At 35.9% G+C, this 20274-nt stretch carries 15 protein-coding genes and 1 pseudogene; 9 read left to right on the forward strand and 7 right to left on the reverse strand.

What is annotated here, in order from left to right:
• The 5 genes from RHAB15C_RS04855 to RHAB15C_RS04875 are packed head-to-tail and all read right to left on the reverse strand — an operon-like array spanning position 1 to position 5091.
• Positions 1 to 672, reverse strand: a complete 672-nt coding sequence (locus RHAB15C_RS04855) for an HAD family hydrolase (protein ID WP_194844859.1) — start codon at positions 670 to 672, stop codon at positions 1 to 3.
• Positions 656 to 1618 carry a gluconeogenesis factor YvcK family protein gene (locus RHAB15C_RS04860; RefSeq protein WP_194844858.1) on the reverse strand — a complete coding sequence of 321 codons (963 nt, stop codon included), beginning with the start codon at positions 1616 to 1618 and terminating at the stop codon, positions 656 to 658. The genes RHAB15C_RS04855 and RHAB15C_RS04860 overlap by 17 nt, the downstream gene beginning before the upstream one ends.
• Before the next feature lie 6 nt (positions 1619 to 1624).
• Positions 1625 to 2341, reverse strand: coding sequence for a ribulose-phosphate 3-epimerase (gene rpe / locus RHAB15C_RS04865; RefSeq protein ID WP_194844857.1), 717 nt, complete (start codon positions 2339 to 2341; stop codon positions 1625 to 1627).
• Positions 2342 to 2386: 45 nt separating this feature from the next.
• A complete protein-coding gene (locus tag RHAB15C_RS04870; RefSeq protein ID WP_194844856.1) occupies positions 2387 to 4300 on the reverse strand; it encodes a hypothetical protein in 1914 nt (637 codons plus the stop codon).
• Between the two features lie 8 nt (positions 4301 to 4308).
• A complete protein-coding gene (locus tag RHAB15C_RS04875; RefSeq protein WP_194844855.1) occupies positions 4309 to 5091 on the reverse strand; it encodes an amino acid kinase family protein in 783 nt (260 codons plus the stop codon).
• Positions 5092 to 5266: 175 nt separating this feature from the next.
• Here RHAB15C_RS04875 and rpsA point away from each other — a divergent pair.
• From rpsA to truB, 5 genes and pseudogenes are all read left to right on the forward strand, one after another.
• Positions 5267 to 6964 (forward strand): annotated as a pseudogene (gene rpsA, locus RHAB15C_RS04880) (30S ribosomal protein S1); the annotation flags it as partial.
• Positions 6965 to 7231: 267 nt separating this feature from the next.
• Positions 7232 to 8509, forward strand: coding sequence for a transcription termination factor NusA (gene nusA, locus RHAB15C_RS04885; RefSeq protein ID WP_194844853.1), 1278 nt, complete (start codon positions 7232 to 7234; stop codon positions 8507 to 8509).
• A 3-nt stretch (positions 8510 to 8512) separates the two neighbouring features.
• Complete coding sequence (gene infB / locus RHAB15C_RS04890) at positions 8513 to 10960, forward strand: translation initiation factor IF-2 (protein WP_194844852.1); 2448 nt, start codon at positions 8513 to 8515, stop codon at positions 10958 to 10960.
• Position 10961: 1 nt separating this feature from the next.
• Positions 10962 to 11327, forward strand: coding sequence for a 30S ribosome-binding factor RbfA (gene rbfA / locus RHAB15C_RS04895; RefSeq protein WP_194844851.1), 366 nt, complete (start codon positions 10962 to 10964; stop codon positions 11325 to 11327).
• Positions 11327 to 12013, forward strand: coding sequence for a tRNA pseudouridine(55) synthase TruB (gene truB / locus RHAB15C_RS04900; RefSeq protein WP_194844850.1), 687 nt, complete (start codon positions 11327 to 11329; stop codon positions 12011 to 12013). Before rbfA ends, truB begins: the two co-directional genes overlap by 1 nt.
• Before the next feature lie 2 nt (positions 12014 to 12015).
• Here truB and RHAB15C_RS04905 read toward each other — a convergent pair whose 3' ends face one another.
• Positions 12016 to 13299 carry a hypothetical protein gene (locus tag RHAB15C_RS04905; RefSeq protein ID WP_194844849.1) on the reverse strand — a complete coding sequence of 428 codons (1284 nt, stop codon included), beginning with the start codon at positions 13297 to 13299 and terminating at the stop codon, positions 12016 to 12018.
• Between the two features lie 157 nt (positions 13300 to 13456).
• Entirely contained in the window at positions 13457 to 14491 is a 1035-nt protein-coding gene (locus tag RHAB15C_RS04910) for a hypothetical protein (protein ID WP_194844848.1), read from the reverse strand.
• Between the two features lie 237 nt (positions 14492 to 14728).
• On the opposite strand from RHAB15C_RS04910, the gene ychF reads away from it, so the two are divergent.
• The 4 genes from ychF (at position 14729) to sctV (ending at position 20264) form a co-directional block, all read left to right on the forward strand.
• Positions 14729 to 15823, forward strand: coding sequence for a redox-regulated ATPase YchF (gene ychF / locus RHAB15C_RS04915; protein ID WP_194844847.1), 1095 nt, complete (start codon positions 14729 to 14731; stop codon positions 15821 to 15823).
• Positions 15824 to 15831: 8 nt separating this feature from the next.
• Positions 15832 to 16962: a THUMP domain-containing class I SAM-dependent RNA methyltransferase gene (locus RHAB15C_RS04920; RefSeq protein WP_194844846.1), complete on the forward strand. Its 1131-nt coding sequence runs from the start codon at positions 15832 to 15834 to the stop codon at positions 16960 to 16962.
• A gap of 87 nt (positions 16963 to 17049) precedes the next feature.
• On the forward strand, positions 17050 to 18135 hold the full coding sequence (gene sctU, locus RHAB15C_RS04925; protein ID WP_194844845.1) for a type III secretion system export apparatus subunit SctU: 1086 nt from the start codon (positions 17050 to 17052) through the stop codon (positions 18133 to 18135).
• The gene (sctV, locus tag RHAB15C_RS04930; RefSeq protein WP_194844844.1) at positions 18132 to 20264 is read left to right on the forward strand and encodes a type III secretion system export apparatus subunit SctV; all 2133 of its coding nucleotides are present in this window, start codon (positions 18132 to 18134) and stop codon (positions 20262 to 20264) included. Before sctU ends, sctV begins: the two co-directional genes overlap by 4 nt.
• The last annotated feature ends 10 nt before the right edge of the window (positions 20265 to 20274 follow it).

The following is a 20274-nucleotide window of genomic DNA, read 5'->3' on the forward strand; positions in this document are numbered from 1 at the left end:
TTATCTAAGCTCTCTCAAGTTGCCCAGTTCCACTAAGCTTGAAATACGATAAGTAATTTTAGCTTTAGATGTTTTTTCTTTAGAGTTTAAGCCTCTACCACATAACATATGCACTGTTTTACAGTTTAATTGTATTGCTGGTTCAAGATCCACAGAGATACGATCCCCGCAAACCATCACTTGCTCTGGGCTATAGCCAAATTCTGCTAAAAGTCTTTCGTAATGAGGTTTTTTATTTCTATCTTCAGATACAACGATCTTACTAAAAAGAATTGGATCAATACCAGCTTTTTCTAGTTTTTGCCTCTGTAAAGAATCTTTTCCTATTGTTACCAAACACAAACTATGCTTTTTTCTCTTTAATAAACAAAGGGTTTCAACAGCTAATTCTAAGGGGAAAATAGGCATATCTAATGTAAAATTAGTGAGTTGCTCCTTACCAATATTGATAAATTCAAGATTTTCACGCATACCAATAATAAATTTTTTTAAAGCTTCTTCTGCGTTTGAAGCTTGCTTATTAAGCTCTCTTAGAAGAAAAAGTGCCTGATTAAAGTTCTGTGTTTTAAAACCTTTATTGACCATTGCACGCAAACTACGCTCAAGCAATATATATGTAATGCAATCAGATGTCTTAACTAGTGTATCATCAAGATCAAAGATAATTAACAATTTTTATCAACTCTTGTGCTAATTTTTTAGAATCGTGGCGAATAAGGCTTCTTTTTAACAAATCTTTTTTAGGAATTTCTTTTGGCCCCCCTAAAAGAGGAGAAGCGATAATTCGATTATCTTTTAAATCATTTTCTACAATTTGGCCCTCATCGGAATAGACTTCTATCAATTCCTCAGGGGGTGGCTCATTATTAACTAAAATATAATCAAAAATATCTTTTCCAATAAAACGAACGATTTCTTCTAAATAATCGCTGACTTTAAATCCGGTGGTTTGCCCTTTGCGATTCATTAAATTCACTACAAACGCTTTTTTTGCATTAGAAGAGCAAAGAGCTGCACTTAGCCCTTCGACAAGTAAATTAGGAATTAAAGAGGTATGAAGCCCTCCTGGACCTAAAATAATCACATCGGCATTCATAATTTCATCAATTGCATGAGGGTTTGCTTTGGGAAAGGGTTCTAAATAAATGCTTTTATATCCTTGATCAATCTCGTGAGAAAGATATACTTCTCTTTCTCCTTCTAGCAATTTCCGATTGCTTAAAAGCATTTTTAAACGCACCTGATGAGTGGTTACAGGAATAACCTTACCTTTGATAAATAAAATTTTACCTACCTCTTCTACAGCTTTTTCAAAACTACCTGTTACCTTTTCTAGAGCAGAAAGAAGAAGATTTCCAAAGCTATGCCCTTCTAATCCCCCGTTTTCAAAACGATAATTCATTAAAGAGCGCATCATATTAGAAGAATTTGAAAGAGCAATTAAACACTGCCTGACGTCTCCAGGAGGCAGCACTCCTAGCTCATCTCGCAAGATTCCTGTGCTTCCTCCATCATCGGCCATAGAAACAATAGCACTTAAATTAACAGGATAATCTTTTAATCCTCTCAAAACGGTAAAGTTGCCTGTTCCACCACCGATTATAACTACTTTTTTCATAAGAAACTACTTAAGAGTTTTCAAACTAGTGATTGCTTGGGCCATATTTGGTGCACTGTAAATATAACTTCCTGACACTAAGACATTCGCTCCTGCTTCTATACATTGGCGAGCTGTCTTATGGTTTATCCCACCATCTACTTGAATGGCAAAAGGGAACACAGGTACTTTTTCTTGTTGCAGATCACTTAAAAATCTGCCCCCTTTATACAACTTCATCTGATTGCAAATATCACGTGCGAATTGAATCTTTTCTAGCATCTCAGGCATAAATTTCTGTCCACCATACCCTGGGTTTACCGTCATTAAAAGAAGCAAATCACATTTATCTAAAAATTTCACAATCATAGATGAGCTTGTTTCCGGACAAAAAGCTAAACCGGCTTCTATTCCACACTTTCGAATAAATTGAAGCGTTTCTTCTACATTTTCTGTTGCTTCAAAATGAAAAGTAATTCGGTCAGCGCCAGCTTTTACAAATTGTTCTACGTAATCGTAAGGGTTATACATCATCAAATGCACATCTAAAAAAAGATTTGTTGCACGATTCATTGCTGCAACAGCTTTAGGCCCTAAACTCAAGTTAGAAACAAAGTGCCCATCCATAATATCGATATGCAACGCATCTGCACCGCATTCTTCTGCTTTTTTAGCTTCCAAAGCCAGTTTGCCAAAATCAGCAGAAAGAATGGAAGGAATAACTTGAATCGGAAAGCGTTTCATAGATTAAACTCATTTTAAGTAGAAATTTGCCATTTGTAAAAAATTTCAGAAGTCAAGAGCGTTTTGGATAGTTTTTATAAATAATATTTTTTTTTGTGTATCCTCTTCTAAATAGCCATAACACAAATAATCCCATTCCGCAGCACGGAATAAAACCGCAATAAGCTGAGAAGAAGAAATTTGTAGTTGAGCAACTTTTTCCAAAACCTTAGATTTTAACGAATGATCAAAATAAGATAAAACAAAAAAACAAGAACCCGGTTTCATTTGATGAACAAATCGTGTATTGTTTTTTTTATCTTTATTCTTCTCAAAGAGCTCTAAAAACAGAAAAAATAATTCCTTTAAACGCAAAGGGTCAAAGATTGTACTGAGTTCTTTAGGGTAGATAGAATGAAAAAAATATTCTAACAGCAGTTTTTCTTGTTTTTGTAATCGGCAGCACACTTTCTTTAATTCGCTAAAACGCTCATACTGCTTAGTAATCATTCCTCCATTAAAATCTCTAAATTCTCCAATCACTTTTTCTAACTCTCTTGCTACAAATTGACGCGCTTGAAATAAGTCGACTCGATGATCAGATCGTATAAAAAAACGAGAAGCAATTCGCAGACGAAAAACCGAAGCTTCTTTTGGATATTTTTTTCTTAATATGCCCACCTGCTTAATTCGATCAGGAATAAAAACAAGAGAGGAGTTATTAAATAACTGCTGTATAGACGGATCCAATATTTGACGAACACGCACAAGGATTACTGTAAATAAAAGATCTGTTTCTAACTGCTCATCAAAATTAATAATGACCTGAGGAATATCACGAAAATAACGCAATTGTTTGGATAAAAGAATCACATTACGCATCACTTCTTCTTCATTACGCGGGATAAATAGAGGGTGCATTAAACTATGAATGCCATTTTCTACTTCATCTATGAGCTTTTCATTAAGATATTTTAGCTCTTGTGAAGAAATTTCTGATCTATCTCTTTTTTCCAATTCTAAATAAATTACATGCATTCGACCTTCTTCATAAGAAAAATAAGATCCTTCAATATAATGAAACTCAGGAAAACAGCTTTTGATCATTCTCATACAATGAACTTGCTCAAACTGTTCATCATCGTTCAGAAAATGAATAGCAAGAAATACTCCCAAAACTTTTTCAAAGCCTAAAGGCAATTGCAACCAAGTTTTGCGTAATTTGACTTTAATCAATCTCTCTGCTGAGCAATTTTCTGCTTGCCTAACCAATGCACGTTTCAATATATAAAATACCGATATAATCCGAGCCATATGCGTACAATCGCGATACGCTTTAAACTCTTGCCTTGTATTAAATAAAAAATGTTGCATTTGATGAAAGATATCATAATCAAAATCTTGTGGTCTTTTTTGAATCAGTAAGGAAATTCTTTCTTGAATGAATAAATTTTTCTGGTCTGCAGATAATCCTTTATTTTCTAAGATACAACTTGCCTGATAGACAGAAGTTGAACCTAAGCGAATTTCATTCTGCAAAAACAAGAAGTTATTATGCATTTTTTTCAATTCTATCTCATCATTAGCTGAAATCACCATTTCAGATAGGCAAAAAGGATCTGAATCACAGTAAGAAAAAATAAAATCACAACTGAAAAAAGAACAAATATGAGTTTTTTTTCCTGGAAGTAACCAGCGATCGATCATTTCATAAAAAAATTTTGCAGGATTCCCTATTCTTTTAGAGAGCAGTGAAATCTTAAAAAAATGGCCTTTTCCTTTGAAAGAAGTTTGAATAATCGGTAATTTCTGTATAAAATCCTTAAATAGACTGCCTTTCTCTATTTCTTCAAAGGCAAAACATTCCATTAACGCATCTTGTAATTTACTACAGTAAAAGAGATCATCATCTTTCGTGCTTTGATTAAGAATCGTAACTACATCAAAAACATTTGACGATCTTTTCAGAAGATTTTGCATAGCACCTCTTAAATGCTTAGATGCTCCCATTCATACAAAAAATTTGATTTTTTTGCACAGCTCAAATCACTAACTGTAGTTCCTATGGAATTTGGATGCAGGAAAGAGCGCACTTGTAGGCTGATTTGATGAGCTGCAGCTAAGGCAATGCAGCGAGGATGTAAAATTTTACTTTGATTTTTCATTAATTTTATAGCTTTTTCATAGGAAATGTTTTTTAGCAATTCTGCATTAGGATAGGTTTTTGGGTCCATGGAATAAATTCCCTCTACATCCTTATAAAATTGAACCATCTCACAAGAAAGTGCAATAGCAAGTGCAACAGCTGTTATATCAGAACCTCCCCTGCCTAGAGTTGTAATCTCCTTTTTTTTACTAACCCCTTGAAAACCAGCTACAATCACCACTTTTCCAGATTCTAATTCCTTGGATAATCGCTCTTTATTCACATCGATAATTTTTGCATTTACATGGCATGAGGAAGTAATAATACCAGCCTGTTCTCCCGTTAAGCTAATAGCTTCTATCCCTTCTTTATGAAGAGCCATTGCTAGAAGAGTCATGCTAAAAACCTCCCCTGTGGAAACAAGCATATCTAGCTCTCTTAAAGAGGGTCTGGGATCTATCTTCTTAGCCATTTGAAAGAGTTGATCGGTTACTCCTTGCATTGCACTCACTACAACGCAAACAGAATAAGAGCTTAGCTGGGTTTTTATAATTTTGCTAATACTACAAAAAGATCCCAAATCGGCTAAAGCAGCCCCTCCAAATTTTAAAATAATTTTATTCATAATAATCTATAAGCTTACATTTTTAAGAAGATTAATTTTAACTAACATGCAATAGTTGACAATCTGATTTTACATCCCTCCTCTATCTAGAGAATGAAGTGAAATTACGATTGATTTTATTACGAATCATTTGATAGTCTTTCTCCTTTCAATAAAACGCAGGAGAAACCCTTAAATGTCTAACAAAGAATTAAACGACTGGAATGTAAGCAACATCATCGATGATGTTGAGTTTCAAGAGGAAGAAGCCAAACAATTCAAAAATTTACTCAACAAAAAAGAGGAAGTTGCCGGAAAAGGTTCCGTCGCGTTAATGAATGCCGGTCAAATTTTGACAGGTCAAATTGTAGAAATCACAAAAGACTTTGTGATCATAGATGTAGGGTTAAAATCTGAAGGACTTGTTCCAATCAACGAATTTTCTGACACTGAAGAGCTCGATGAAAACAGCTCAATTGAAGTGTATCTTGATCAGGCAGAAGGAGAAGATGGGCAAATCGTGCTTTCTCGAGAAAAGGCTCGTCGCCAAAGACAATGGGAATACATTGTACATCATTGTAAAGAAGGCTCTATTGTCAAAGGGAAAGTCATTCGTAAGGTAAAAGGTGGCCTCATGGTGGATATTGGCATGGAAGCCTTTCTACCCGGTTCTCAAATTGATAACAAACGCATCAAAAATCTCGATGAGTTTATTGGACAAAGCTACGACTTTAAAATATTAAAGATCAACACAGAGCGTAAAAATATCGTTGTATCTCGTCGCGAAATTTTAGAAGAAGAGCGAATCTCACGCAAAGCAGAGCTTTTAGAAAATATTCACGAAAGGGAAATCTGCAAAGGCTGTGTGAAAAACATCACCGATTTTGGAGTCTTTTTAGATCTAGATGGAATCGATGGTCTGCTGCACATCACAGACATGACTTGGAAGAGAATTAAACACCCTTCCGAGATGGTCTCTTTAGGACAAGAATTAGAAGTAATCATCCTGCATGTGGATAAAGAAAAGGGGCGCGTTGCTTTAGGAATGAAGCAAAAAGAAACCAATCCTTGGGAAGAAATTGAAAAGAAGTATCCTGCAGGTACACGTGTAAGAGGCAAGATTGTTAATCTTGTTCCTTATGGGGCTTTTATTGAAATTGAACCAGGTATCGAAGGACTTATTCACGTATCAGAGATGTCTTGGATAAAAAATGTAACAGATCCTAGCGAAGTCGTAAATAAAGGAGACGAAGTAGAGGCTATTGTTCTTTCTGTTCAAAAAGAAGAAGGAAAAATCTCTCTTGGGCTTAAACAAACAGAGAAAAACCCATGGGATGATGTAGAAAAAAAATACCCTTGTGATTGCTGTGTTAATGCAGAAATCCGCAATTTGACCAATTATGGCGCTTTCGTAGAACTAGAACCAGGAGTAGATGGGTTAATTCACATTTCTGATTTGAGCTGGATTAAAAAAGTGTCACATCCTTCAGAAGTGCTTAAGAAAGGTGATCGAGTAGATGCTGTGATTTTATCTGTAGATAAAGAGAGTAAAAAAATCACTCTTGGCTTAAAACAGCTAAGCAATAACCCTTGGGAGAGTATTGAAAAAACAATGCCTATTGGATCTTTAATTCAAGGAATTGTTACAAAAATCACAGCCTTTGGTGCTTTCATAGAGCTTCCTAACGGAATTGAAGCTCTAGTACATGTAACAGAACTCTCCGATCAGCCTTTTGGAAAAGTAGAAGAAGTAGTTAATAAAGGAGAAGAAATTACAGCTAAAGTAATTAAGCTCGATCCCGAACATAAAAAAATTGGCCTATCCATTAAAGAGCACTTAATTGACGAAAATAAGTTTAACAGAGATGATATTGTCGTAGGAGGATCTAATAAAGCCCATTCTCATGACAAAAAGCGTAAGAAAAACTCTTTAGAGGAAGCTCTTGAGAATGCAATCGATGAAGAGAAAGAGCACAATAAAAAGCGTAAAAATAACTCTTCAAAAGAAACTAACAATCCCTCAGAAGAGTAAAAATACAGCCCAGAACAAGTTAAAATTTTTAATTTGTTCTGGGCTGATATATTTTATCTTAAACAACAAATACTAACTCTGACTAATTATTTTAAGTCAAAAGCAAACACTAAGAGAAAAAGAGGCAAGATGAACAAAGATCTAGTCGCAATCTTCGAATATCTTGAGAGAGAAAAAGGAATTAAACGAGATGTAGTAATTTCTGCGATCGAAGAATCGCTATACGTAGCTGCTCGTAAAAGTATCCAAGGTGGTTTGATTAATGTTTCTGTACAGGTTAACCCTAAAACAGGAGATATTAATGTAACAGCCCAAAAAGAAGTAGTAGAGCTCGTTACTATTCCAGAAGAAGAGATCTCTCTTGCGGAAGCACGCATGCTTCATCCCGATTGTGAACTAGGACAGTTTGTTGACATTTCTGTTATTCCACAAGACTTTGGTAGAATTGCCGCACACACAGCAGGTCAAATCATCTCTCAAAAACTACGTCATGCAGAAAGAGATGTGATTTATGAAGAATACCGCCATCGGATCAATGAAATTGTTTCAGGCACGGTGAAAAAAGTTGTTAGAGAAAAAACCTTAATCATTGATTTAGGAAAAGTTGAAGCTATTTTACCTAACCGATTTTATCCAAAAACAGAAGAGTATAACTTAGGTGATCGAGTACAGGCCCTTCTATTTGAAGTAAGAGATACAGAGAATGGCGGAGCAGAAGTGGTTTTATCTCGTAGCCATCCTGAATTTGTTGCACAATTGTTTTCACAAGAAGTTCCTGAAATTGCGGATGATACAATTGTTATAGAAAAAATAGTGCGTGCAGCAGGCTATCGCACAAAGATTGCAGTTAGTTCCCAAGATCCAAAAGTAGATCCTGTTGGAGCTTGTGTAGGAGTGCGTGGAAATCGCGTCAAAAATATCATACGCGAGCTAAATAATGAAAAAATTGACATTATCCCTTTTAGCAGCGATACTACCACCTTACTCAAATCCTCTTTAGCGCCAATAGAAATTAAGAAAATGCTCGTTGATGAGCAAAGAAATGTCATCACTATCGTGATTAATGATGAAGATTACCCTGCAGCTCTTGGTAAAGGAGGAAGAAACGCTCGTTTAAACGGAGAGCTATGCGGCTCTGATCTACAAATACAAAAAATGAGTCATTACAAAGCTACTATGAATCTTGAACGTGCACAAATGGCTTCTGCCGATGATCCAACTTTAGATGAGCCGCTTACCATTGAAGAAGTTAGCAGCAGAATGATTATAGAAAGCTTAATTAGTGCTGGGTATGATACTCCTCGAAAAGTGTTAAATGCAACACCTGAACAATTAGCAATTATACCAGAAATCAGTTTAGAAATGGCTGACAAAATTTTAGAAAAAATTCGCAAAAAAAGAGGTTAAGAGTTGGCCAAGAATTTAAAAATAAATATAAAAAACGCACAACTTGCAGAAGCTCTTAAGCTCACTCGAGAAAAAAAACCTGTGGTCCGAAAAAAAGAAGAAAAAAAAGAACCCTCATCGGTTGAATTATCTCCTACTTCCACCGTAGAAGCGACCTCTTCCCCTTCTTTAGCGCCTATTCCTGCTAAGCAGCCCCCAAAAGAAGCACCTATTCAGCAAAAGCCTCCTGTCATAAAAACAGAACCTGCTCGTTCAACAACTAAATCAGAACATCGTCATAAACCGCAACCATTTAGAACAAATTTTCCTCCCCAACGCCCTTCTTTCAAACAAGATACAAGACCTAATGTTCCTTCTTCTTCTAGACCCTCCTACTCTGCTCGAACTGGATATCCAAGTGCTATAAAAAGACCTCCTTTATCTAAAGATGTGTCTGCTCCGAAGGTTTCTGATGTATCTAAAAAAGACTCTTTTAAACCAACACCACGTGAATCAGAAGATAAAAATCAACGTTCTAAAGCAGTTCATGAAATACGACCTGTAAAAAAATCGATGCAAAAAACATTTGATGCCCGTGATAGAAAAGGACTACGTGATGATTTAGATGATCAAGGTTGGAGAAGAAGACGACCTCATCATAAAATACGTTCTCATAAGAAAGAAGAGGTTATTATTAGGCCTAAAGAATTAAAGATTCATCTGCCTATTACTATAAAAGACCTTGCTTCTGAAATGAAGCTTAAAGCATCTCAACTCGTTGCTAAATTGTTTATGAAAGGGGTTATGCTCACTTTAAACGACTATTTAGACGATGAAACCACCATTCAATTGTTAGGACATGATTTTGACTGTGAAATTACCATTGATACAACAGAAGAAGATCGACTTCGCATTACTGATAAGACTATTAAACAAGAAATTCAAGCTAGCCAAACAGATGAATTGATCATTCGTCCTCCTGTAATTGCCTTTATGGGACATGTAGATCATGGTAAAACCAGTTTAATCGATGCCATTCGTAAATCAAATATTGTATCCTCAGAAGCGGGTGATATTACCCAACATATCGGGGCATTTAAGTGTCATACAGAATCAGGCGACATCACAATCTTAGACACACCGGGTCATGAAGCCTTTTCCTCTATGCGTGCTAGAGGAGCAGATGTAACAGATATCGTCGTTCTTGTCATTGCAGGTGATGAAGGAATAAAAGCTCAAACGTTAGAAGCTATTGATCAAGCCAAGGCAGCTGATGTTCCTATTTTAGTAGCCATCAATAAATGCGATAAGCCAAATTTTGATGCAGATAACGTTTATCGTCAATTAGCAGATAAAGATTTGTTACCAGAAGCTTGGGGTGGACAGGTCATTACTGTAAATTGTTCAGCCGTGACAAAGCAAGGAATCAAAGAAATGCTTGAAATGTTAGCTCTTCAAGCAGAGATTCTTGAACTAAAAGCCAATCCTAAATCTAGAGCTCGAGGAACTGTGATTGAATCAGAAATGCACAAAGGATTGGGACCAGTTGCTACTGTTCTTGTGCAAAATGGTACTTTAAATCTAGGTGATGCTATTGTATTTGCCCAACATTATGCAAGAGTTAAAACCATGCATAATGAACTCAAAAAAGAAATTATAATAGCAGGCCCCTCTTCTCCTGTAAAAATTACAGGTCTTTCTGGACTACCAGAAGCCGGCAGTGAATTTATTGTTGTTAAGAATGAAAAAGAAGCTATTGAAATTGCTCAAAAACGCTCTGAAGGTCAACGCCATCATAATATGATGCAACAACCAAAACGAGTTGCCTTAGAGAATTTTTTAGATAATTCAGTGCAAAAGAAAGTTCTTAATCTCATTTTACGTGCTGACGTACAAGGCTCCGTTGAAGCATTAAAAAACTCTTTGCTAAAAATTCAGTCTAAAAAAATTGAATTAAATATTATCTCCGCGGCTGTTGGAGAGGTTTCTGAATCAGACGTGCAACTAGCGCAAAATACAAAAGCGATGATTATCGGTTTTCATAGTCAAGTTGAAAGTCATGCAGAGAACTTAATCAAAACCTTAAAAGTAACGGTTAAACTCTATGATATTATCTATCATGCAGTTGATGAAGTAAGAGCTTTAATGCGGAGCATGTTAGATAAAATTCCTCAAGAGAACGATGTGGGTTCAGCAGAGGTAAAAGCAATATTTAAATCCTCTCATTTAGGTATCATTGCTGGTTGTATGGTAACAGATGGAACTATTAAACGCTCTTCTCAAATACGTTTACTCCGAGATGGGCAGGCAATTTGGAAAGGATCCATGCAATCTCTTAAAAGAGTAAAAGAAGATGTGCGTGAGGTTTCTAAAGGATATGAATGTGGAATTGTATTACCAAACAATAATGACATTAAAGTAGGTGATATATTCCAAGCTTACGAAATAACTTACTTAGACCAAGAGCTATAATATGGTAAAAAATCGAGTTGCAAGACTAAATTCTTTGCTAAAAGAGGTTATTTCAGAAGTAATTCGTAAAGATGTGGATAACCCACATGTTAACCAATTTGTTTCTGTAACCCAAGTAGAAATCACCAGCGATCTTCATCATGCTAAAGTGCATATCAGTGTAATTGGAGATCAAAAAGTAAAAGAAGAGACCATTAAAGCCTTGCAATCTGCTGCGGGCTTTATTGCGATTCATTCTTCTAAGAAAGTAGTTATGCGCTATTTTCCCAATCTTACCTTTAAACTAGATACCTCTGTGGATAAGCACGCGCGTATTGATGCCGTATTGGGACAGATTAGAGAAGAACAAAAATCCCGTAAAAATTAATGCCTAGTTTTGAGGGTATTTTGCCAGTTAATAAACCTATTGGCAAAACCTCTTTTAATTTGGTATCTAGTCTGCGTAAGTTAACAAATATTAAAACGATTGGTCATGCGGGGACATTAGATCCTTTTGCCAGTGGTGTAATGATTCTGCTCATCGGTAAGCCCTATACTAAATTAAGTTCTTCTTTTTTAAACCAAGATAAACAATACCTAGCCACGCTTCATCTGGGTATCACTACAGATAGCTACGATTTGGATGGGCAAATTACAGCCCAATCCCCTCTCATCCCTGCCGAATCACAAATAGAAAAAGCTCTTTTAGAGTTTCAAGGAACAATCGATCAAATCCCTCCTATGTTCTCTGCAAAAAAAGTACAAGGCAAAAAACTCTATGATTTAGCACGCAAAGGCATCATCATCCCACGAGCCGCCATTAAGGTTACCATTAAAATAGAACTTATTTCCTACATCTACCCTTATATACAATTAAAAGTAGATTGTTCCAAAGGTACCTATATCCGCTCTTTAGCACACGATATAGGCACCCTTCTTGGATCAGGAGCACATCTATCTCAGCTTAACAGAACAAAAAGCGGTCACTTTCAGCTCACCCATTGCTGTGACGGAGAACGTCTATTTGAAAAGGGTTATAACTGGTTTGATTATCTACAGAAAACTAGTTTATAAACTTAATCACACCAGTCATCATCACTAGCTTCTGCATCAGAATTATCTGAAGTCCCATCACCATGCACAGCTATATTTCTTTCCTTGAGTTTTTGCTCTGGAGTTTTTATCTCGTTACTACTTTGCTGAGGTGAGAACTTTTCATTGACTGCTTTAAAAAGTATTTCTCCAGGAGTTTCTGCTGTATTTTCAGGTTCCTCTAATTTTTTTTCATTGCACCTTTGTAGTTTTTCTATATGCCTATCTATGCTTTTTAATTTTTCAGAACAATGCTTTCGAGTTTTTTCGGAAAGATCTCTACGTCCAGATAAAATATCCAATAAAGATTTTACCCACTGCATGTTTTTTAAAAGAGAGTCTAAATAACTCGCTTTTTTACAAATGCCTTCCATCTCTTCAGTAGTTTGGCTTTCTTTTTGCTCTAATATAGCAAAGTTCTTTTCGAAGTTATCAACTTTATCTTTAAAGTATGTTTTACTAAGGGATTCTACTTTGCCAAGAGCTAGAGCTCTTTCATAAGTGGCTTTAAGTTCTTTAAGCAATAGACTTGAAGGATATTCTTCAGGATATTTCTTAATTTTTCTCTCTGCATTTTCAATATTAAGCTTTAGATTTTTCCCTCTACAAATTTCTTCTAGTAATTTACCTCTAGTCCCTAGCGGATTAATTTTTCCTAAAGTATCATTTGATAGAAGTGATGGTTTTAATGATGGTAAATTACCTGTATTAACAGACTTACCTAATAAACTTCTTGAATTAGGTGGCAGTGGTGGTGGTGGTGGTGGTAAAATATTTGGCTTATTATTTTCATTAGTCAAATGCGTAATTGGGTTTGTAACATCAGGCATAGGAAGCATTGGTGGTGGTAAACTATCTATATCAATGGGGCTATCTAATAAGTTCTCTGAACCTGCTCTATTTCCTATCTTCTGCGTAAAAAGATCTTGAGATTTAGCTGCTTCTGAAGACAACTCTTTTGCATATAAAAGAGTAATTTTTCTATCTATTAAATAAGCAAAAGTCACAACTCCTACAGATCCAATAGCAGGAAGCAGTATCGACCAAACGCAGGATACAATAAATCCGATACCTCCCACTAATCCTAGAGTAGAAGTATAACAATGAATGCTGGGTTTTCGAATAATAGGAAATTGTCGATTACTTGGTTGTTGAGACAATGGTAGAAAAGATTCCTGATTATTCACTAATAGAGGTGTCAATACAAATGCCCCATTTTCCGCAGGAGATAACTCATATTTCCCTGGGATAAAACTAATTGCTGCCATACAGACCTTTAATTAAAATATAATTAATAATAATCCTATTTATAAAAATAGGAATCATTAGTACGTACTACTATAGTCATTTAGAATGATAATGAAACTTAATAAAAAGGAAATTATATTTCAGATAATTTCTTTTTATTAAGATTAGAAAATATTTTTATGTATTTGTCTTATTTACATCTTCTGCAAAATGCAATTTTTGTAAGAGTTCATACTTTTCTAATTGACCAATATACTCTTTGGCATGATCTGCATTTGTAGCGTGATTTTTTCCTAGATCACTCTTGCCTTGTTTGTACCCCTCTTGGCTTATTTCTTGATGCAGCTCTTTTACAATTTTCATAATTAAAGAAGGATTGGCTTCTTTTAGAGAGTTTTGTGTATTATTAACATTTAGTATTACATTTCCTTTACCATCTGATGATATAGAGTCTTTAAATTCTCGACTTACTTTAGCAAGACAATCCTTAAACTTTTTTTCAAAATATGTTTGTGTCTTATGATTTTTTATAGAACCTTTGCTTAAAGTTTGAGGCATCTCCCCTGTTTTTCCGTGCAAATAAGAGTAACAAATCGTCAATAAGTCATAGCGTTTTTCTATCGCTTCTTTCATACTAAAATTTTTTCTATCTCCTAAAGAATCTAAAAAAGCTTCTTTTATATCCGGAGCAACATTTACTTCCCGAAGAGCTTCTTCAGATATTGGATTTAGGGAAGCTCTTTCTGATCTATTACTAATTGCTTGGTTCATTTGCGATCTGATTGATGGAGATCTACTCAAAGTTTGATTAGTAACTTCTTGAATATCTGAAATTCCCAAGTTTTTTTCATCTAATTGGATAGCTCTATTTTTTAGTACACAAGCGCCAACTGCTATAGCTGCAAAACCTAACGCTGGCAATAATACCGAGGAAACAGCAGAGCAAACCAGTCCAATAATAGCTAAAAACCTTGTTGCCTCTATAACAGCTACATTACAAGCAGTATTACTTAAAACAGTAACAAGCCTGGATTTTAAATCTTTATAGTTAGAAATAACAACAGAAGATGGAAGACTCTTAGAATCCAATAAAATTTCTGTAAGAGTTTCTCCTGGTTGCACAAGTTCAGAACTTTTATTCTCAAAAACCTCATGGGATTGTGTATTCAAGGGAATAACCATAGATGCTGTAGATGCTACTGAACAGGCCATAAACGCTCCTAATAAAATATTGTAAAAAGAATGGGAGTTTATTTTTTTAATAAAAAATTTACGTTTTTATTATTAATAATTTTTATGAATTAATTGGTTGTTAATGTTAATTATACATTTTATCTTAATAAAATCAATTTTAATTTCCAATTATTTTTAATTAGAAATATATCCTTTCTCTTGTCAATAGAGAAAGAATATTCTATTATTCTCTTTCTATTTCAAACTGGGTATAAGATGCGAGAACTTTCCTGTGGAATCGTTGGTTTACCAAATGTGGGTAAATCCACTTTATGGAATGCATTAACAAAAAAAGCTGCGGCAGCGGCAAATTTTCCTTTTTGCACGATTGATCCTAATGTAGGTATTGTTGAGGTTTACGATCCTCGATTACAAGAGTTATCCAAGATCTCTAAAAGTGAAAAATTGGTCTACCCAGCTGTGACCTATGTAGATATTGCAGGATTAGTAAAAGGTGCTTCTCAAGGAGAGGGCCTAGGTAACCAATTTCTAGCTAATATTCGAGAAAGTGATATCATTATTCATGTGGTCCGCTGTTTTGAGAATGATGATGTGATTCATGTAGCTGGGAAAATCGATCCTATAAATGATATCGAAGTGATTCATTTAGAATTGATTTTATCCGATCTACAGATGATAGAAAATATTCTTGCTAAGGTAGAAAAACAGGTTAAGGGGAAAAAAGAGCTTCAAAATACAGTTGTTTGTTTAAGAAAAGCACGCGACCATCTTAATCAAAATCATCCCTTACGCACTTTAGCCCTTACTCAAGAAGAGTGTGTCTTGTTGAAGAATTATCCTTTTCTTACTAATAAAAAAGTAGTGTATGTAACAAATGTTTCCGAAAGTGACTTGCCAGGTATGAATAATCAATACGTAGAAAAAGTACGTGCTTATGCAGAAAAAGAGGGAAATATCGTTGTACCTATTTGTGCAAAAATAGAAGAAGAAATAGCTCAGTTAAGCGATAAAGATGCTTTAGACTTTTTGGAAGATTTAGGTATTAAGAAAACAGGCTTAAATCGTTTGATAAAAGCTTCATTTGATAGTCTAGGACTCATCACTTACCTTACTACCGGAAAAATAGAAACTAGAGCTTGGCCTATTAAAAAAGGAACTAAAGCTCCAGAGGCTGCAGGAGAAATCCATAACGACCTGCAAAAAGGCTTTATTCGCGCTGAGGTGGTCTCTTTTGAAGATATGGTCAAATACCAAGGAAGAATGGGAGCTAAAGAGGCAGGTCGCGTTCGTTCTGAAGGTAAAGACTACATTGTCCAAGATGGCGATGTAATGATTTTTTTTCATAATTAAAGGATTTCATGTTCGATTTACTGTTTATTTCTTCCGCACATTGCACGCAAGAACTACTAGCAAAAGAGATCGAAGAATTGGGTGTATCCGATGTTCGTATCGGTCATTATGGCATTTTTGTTCCAAAAACAATGGATAATGTGTACTTGGTAAACTATTTGAGCAGGCTAGCTAATCGAGTGCTATGGCCTATTGCACAGTTTAACTGCCGTCATAAAGAGGATTTATACCAAGAATCTCGAACTATAAATTGGGATGCCTTTTTAACGTTGCAAAAAACATTTGCCATTGACGCCAATGTCTCTCATCCTAATTTGCGCAATAGCTTGTTTGCAACACAAGTGCTCAAAGATGCTATTTGTGATCACTTTTGGGAAAAATACGAAAAGAGGCCATCTGTTGATACTAAGAAGCCAGATGTGCAATTGAACTTATTTATCTATAAAGGGCGTGCTACCATTAATTTAGACACTTCTGGAGTCCCCCTTTATAAGCGAGGTTGGAAGCAAGAGAGTGGCATTGCTACAATCCCTGAAACACTAGCTGCTACGTTGCTTAAACTATCAGGCTTTACAGCAAGAGAAGTTCTCTGTGACTCCTTTTGTGGAGCAGGAACATTATTAATTGAAGCTGCTTGTATAGCAACAAATACACCAGCTGGCTACTTCCGGAAAGAATGGGGATTCTTATCCCATCCAGACTTTGATCAAAAGCGATGGTTGGAAATAAAACAAAGCTGGGATGCTAAGCGTATACTTTGTTCTTCTATTTGTGCTACTGGAGCAGATAAAGATCCAAACATGGTAGCTTTAAGCCAAAGGCATCTACAAAAGACAGGTTTTAGTAAACAAGTGGTTGTTTGCAGGTCAGAGATAGCTAAGTTCAAACCTTCTTGCCTTCCTACCTTAATTGTAACAGATCCACCATTTGGTAAAAGAATGATGCAATCTAATGATTTAATTGCTTGTTTTAATCAATTTCTTAAAACTCATTGTCTAGCTACCCCTTTTGCTTATCTACTCTACCCTTCTGATAAAGGCGCGCAGTTAGAAAGAAACGGGATGCGAATTTTAAAGCGTTGGCGGCTTAGCTATGGGGGACTGGATGTAAGCTTATTCTGCGTTCAACATGCTATCTAGTTTTTTTTCTTGACGCTAAGAGATATTGCCAGTATAGATGCACTTCGATTACAAAACTTTTAAGAAGTTTTACAGGATTTTTTTCTCATGGCCGAAAAAACAGAAAAGGCGACGCAAAAGAAATTGCGAGACGCGCGTAAAAAAGGACAGGTTTCCAAGTCTCAAGACTTCCCTGCTGCCTTTACCTTTGTAGTATCCATAGCGGCCACCATTATAAGCGCTACATATCTCTTTAGACTGCTTGCAGATTACATGATTTCTATGTTTAATCTTTCTAAAACTCAAATCGATTTACCCAATCGAGCTCCAGGAATTATTAAACAAGCCATCTTAGTGATCTTTCAAACAAGTGTCCCTATTATAATTATAACTGTTTGTACCGGTGTTTTAGTGAACTTTTTGATTATTGGACCCATGTTTGCTTCTCAAGCAATGAAACCGGATATTAAACGATTAAATCCTGTTACCAATCTTAAAAACCTTTTTAAGTTAAAAACACTCGTAGAACTTACTAAGTCTATTTTAAAAATCCTAGGAGCTTTAATTATTATCTACTCGGTGGTTTGGAATATTCTACCAGATATTGTATCTACTGCTGCACTTCCTGTAGAAGCAAGTGCTTTAGTCTTTACGAATTTTCTCAATAAGGTAATTATTCGCATAGGGATCTTTTTTCTAGCAATTGCTATATTTGACCTCGCTTTTCAAAAAAGAACCTTTGCTAAAGAAATGATGATGGAAAAATTTGAGATTCGTCAGGAATATAAAGACACAGAAGGAGATCCTCATATTAAAAGTAGAAGAAGGCAAACCGCACAGGAAATTGCTTACCAAGAAGGACCACCTTCTGCTAAAAAAGCGAGAGCGATTATTACTAATCCTATACATATTGCAGTGGCCATTGATTATAAATCAGAAGAAGATCCTTCTCTAGAGCCTGCCCCTAGAATTATCACAATGGGCAAGGGTCTAATAGCTGATCAGATTATTAAAGTAGCTCAAGCAAATAATATCCCTATTATGCGGAATGTACCTTTAGCACAAACCCTTTTTGAAAAAGGATCAATTGGTGATTATATACCTGAAGAGACCTATCAAGCTGTAGCAGAAATCCTAAGGTGGCTAGAAGGACTGGAATCATTAGAGACATCGGGAATGGAGTTATTTACATGAAAGATTTGCTAAATAGAATCACACGCGCCTTAAGTAGTCAAAGAGCTTTAAATATCATTAATTCATCCAGTGATATTATTTTAGCTCTTTTCATCATCATGTTAATCATGGTGATTATTATTCCTGTTTCTCCAAACATGCTAGATAACTTAATTGCTATCAATTTAGCTGTTTCTATCTCTGTGTTAATGGTAGCTCTCTACATCCCTAAAGCTGTTAATCTTTCGATCTTCCCTTCTTTGTTGCTGATCACTACCTTATTTCGTTTAGGAATAGAGATCTCTGCAACCAAACAGATTTTGCTCCATGGATATGCAGGACACATTATTTACACTTTTGGAAACTTCGTCGTTGGAGGAAACTTCGTCGTTGGAGGAATTGTTTTCTTAATTATTACCATTGTGCAGTTCATCGTTGTAACCAAAGGAGCTGAAAGAGTCGCTGAAGTTGCTGCTAGATTTACTTTAGATGCGATGCCTGGAAAACAAATGAGCATTGATGCAGATATGAGAAGCGGTGTCATTGATGCCAATCAAGCAAGAGAGTTGCGTTTAGCCATTTCTAAAGAAAGTCAGATGTATGGAGCTATGGACGGTGCGATGAAATTCGTTAAAGGGGATGTCATTGCAGGGATTGTCATTGCATTAATTAACATCATTGGAGGCTTGATTATCGGAGTTGCTATGCGCAATATGACAGCTCTTCAAGCAGCTAAAACCTATACTCTTCTTTCTATAGGTGGTGGTTTAATCGCACAAATTCCCTCGTTGCTTATCTCTTTAACAGCGGGTATTGTGACAACTCGTGTTTCTTCAGAAAAAAAGGACTCTCACTTAGGAAAAGAAATCTCCTCACAGCTTTTAGGTCAGCCTAAAGCCATTATGATTGCGGCTATCGTTATTTTTTTAATGGGGTTGATTAAAGGCTTTCCAACTCTTATTTTTATCGTAATTTCTATTGCTTTGGGTACAGTTGGCTTTGTGATATGGTATAATGCTAATAAAGCCCTAGTTAAAGCGCAAGGCGGTATTTCTACAGCAAAGATGGATACCGATATAGAAGGACACTCTATGATCCGAGGAGGGACAGATGATTATGCATTAACTCTTCCTATTGTTCTAGAAGTAGGTAAATCTCTCTCTACTGTGATTCGTAAAGAAAAACAAGGCTCTACTTTTGTAGAGGATATGGTTCCTAAAATGCGTCTTGCTCTTTATCAAGACCTAGGGGTGCGTTTCCCCGGAGTACACGTACGTACTGATTCTCCTATTTTAGAATCTGATGAATACGCTATCTATTTAAATGAGGTGCCAACCGTCAGAGGTAAAATTGTTGAAAATGCTCTTTTAACAACGGAAAACCCAGAAACACTGCGCCGTTATAATATTGCCTTTAGCACTACGAAAAACTCGATTGGGCAACCGTCTGTTTGGATCGAAAACCGCTACCAAGAAGTCTTAAAAAAGGCGGGTATTAAATTTTGGAGACCCTTAGATGTGATGATCTTGCATCTTTCTTATTTTTATCGCCAGCACGCAGCAGACTTTTTAGGAATCCAAGAGATGCGTGGCATTTTAGAGTTTATTGAAAAATCTTATCCCGATCTAGTTAAAGAAGTAACACGTTTGGTTCCTCTGCAAAAGTTGACTGAAATTTTTAAGCGCTTGATTCAAGAACAGATTTCCATCCGCGATTTACGTACTATTTTAGAAGCCTTAGCAGAATGGGCCCAATCAGAAAAAGACACTGTTTTGCTGACTGAATACGTTAGATCTTCTTTAAAGCGTTATATCAGTTTCAAATACTCTCAAGGACAGTCCATTCTATCTGTTTACTCATTAGATCCAGAAATTGAGGATCTAGTGAGAGGAGCCATCAAACAAACCTCAGCAGGATCTTACTTAGCACTCGATCCTGATTCCGTACAGCTAATTTTACAAGCGATGCGCAATATAATTACCCCGGTTCCTGTAGGAGGACAACCTCCTGTATTACTCACTGCCATTGATGTAAGAAGATTTGTGCGCAAATTAATCGAAGGAGAATTTCCCGACATGGCAGTCATTTCCTATCAAGAAATTGTACCTGAAATCCGTATCCAACCTTTGGGTCGGATTCAACTTTCATAGAAGAGATCAT

The organism is Candidatus Rhabdochlamydia porcellionis (assembly GCF_015356815.2).
Lineage (GTDB): Bacteria > Chlamydiota > Chlamydiia > Chlamydiales > Rhabdochlamydiaceae > Rhabdochlamydia > Rhabdochlamydia porcellionis.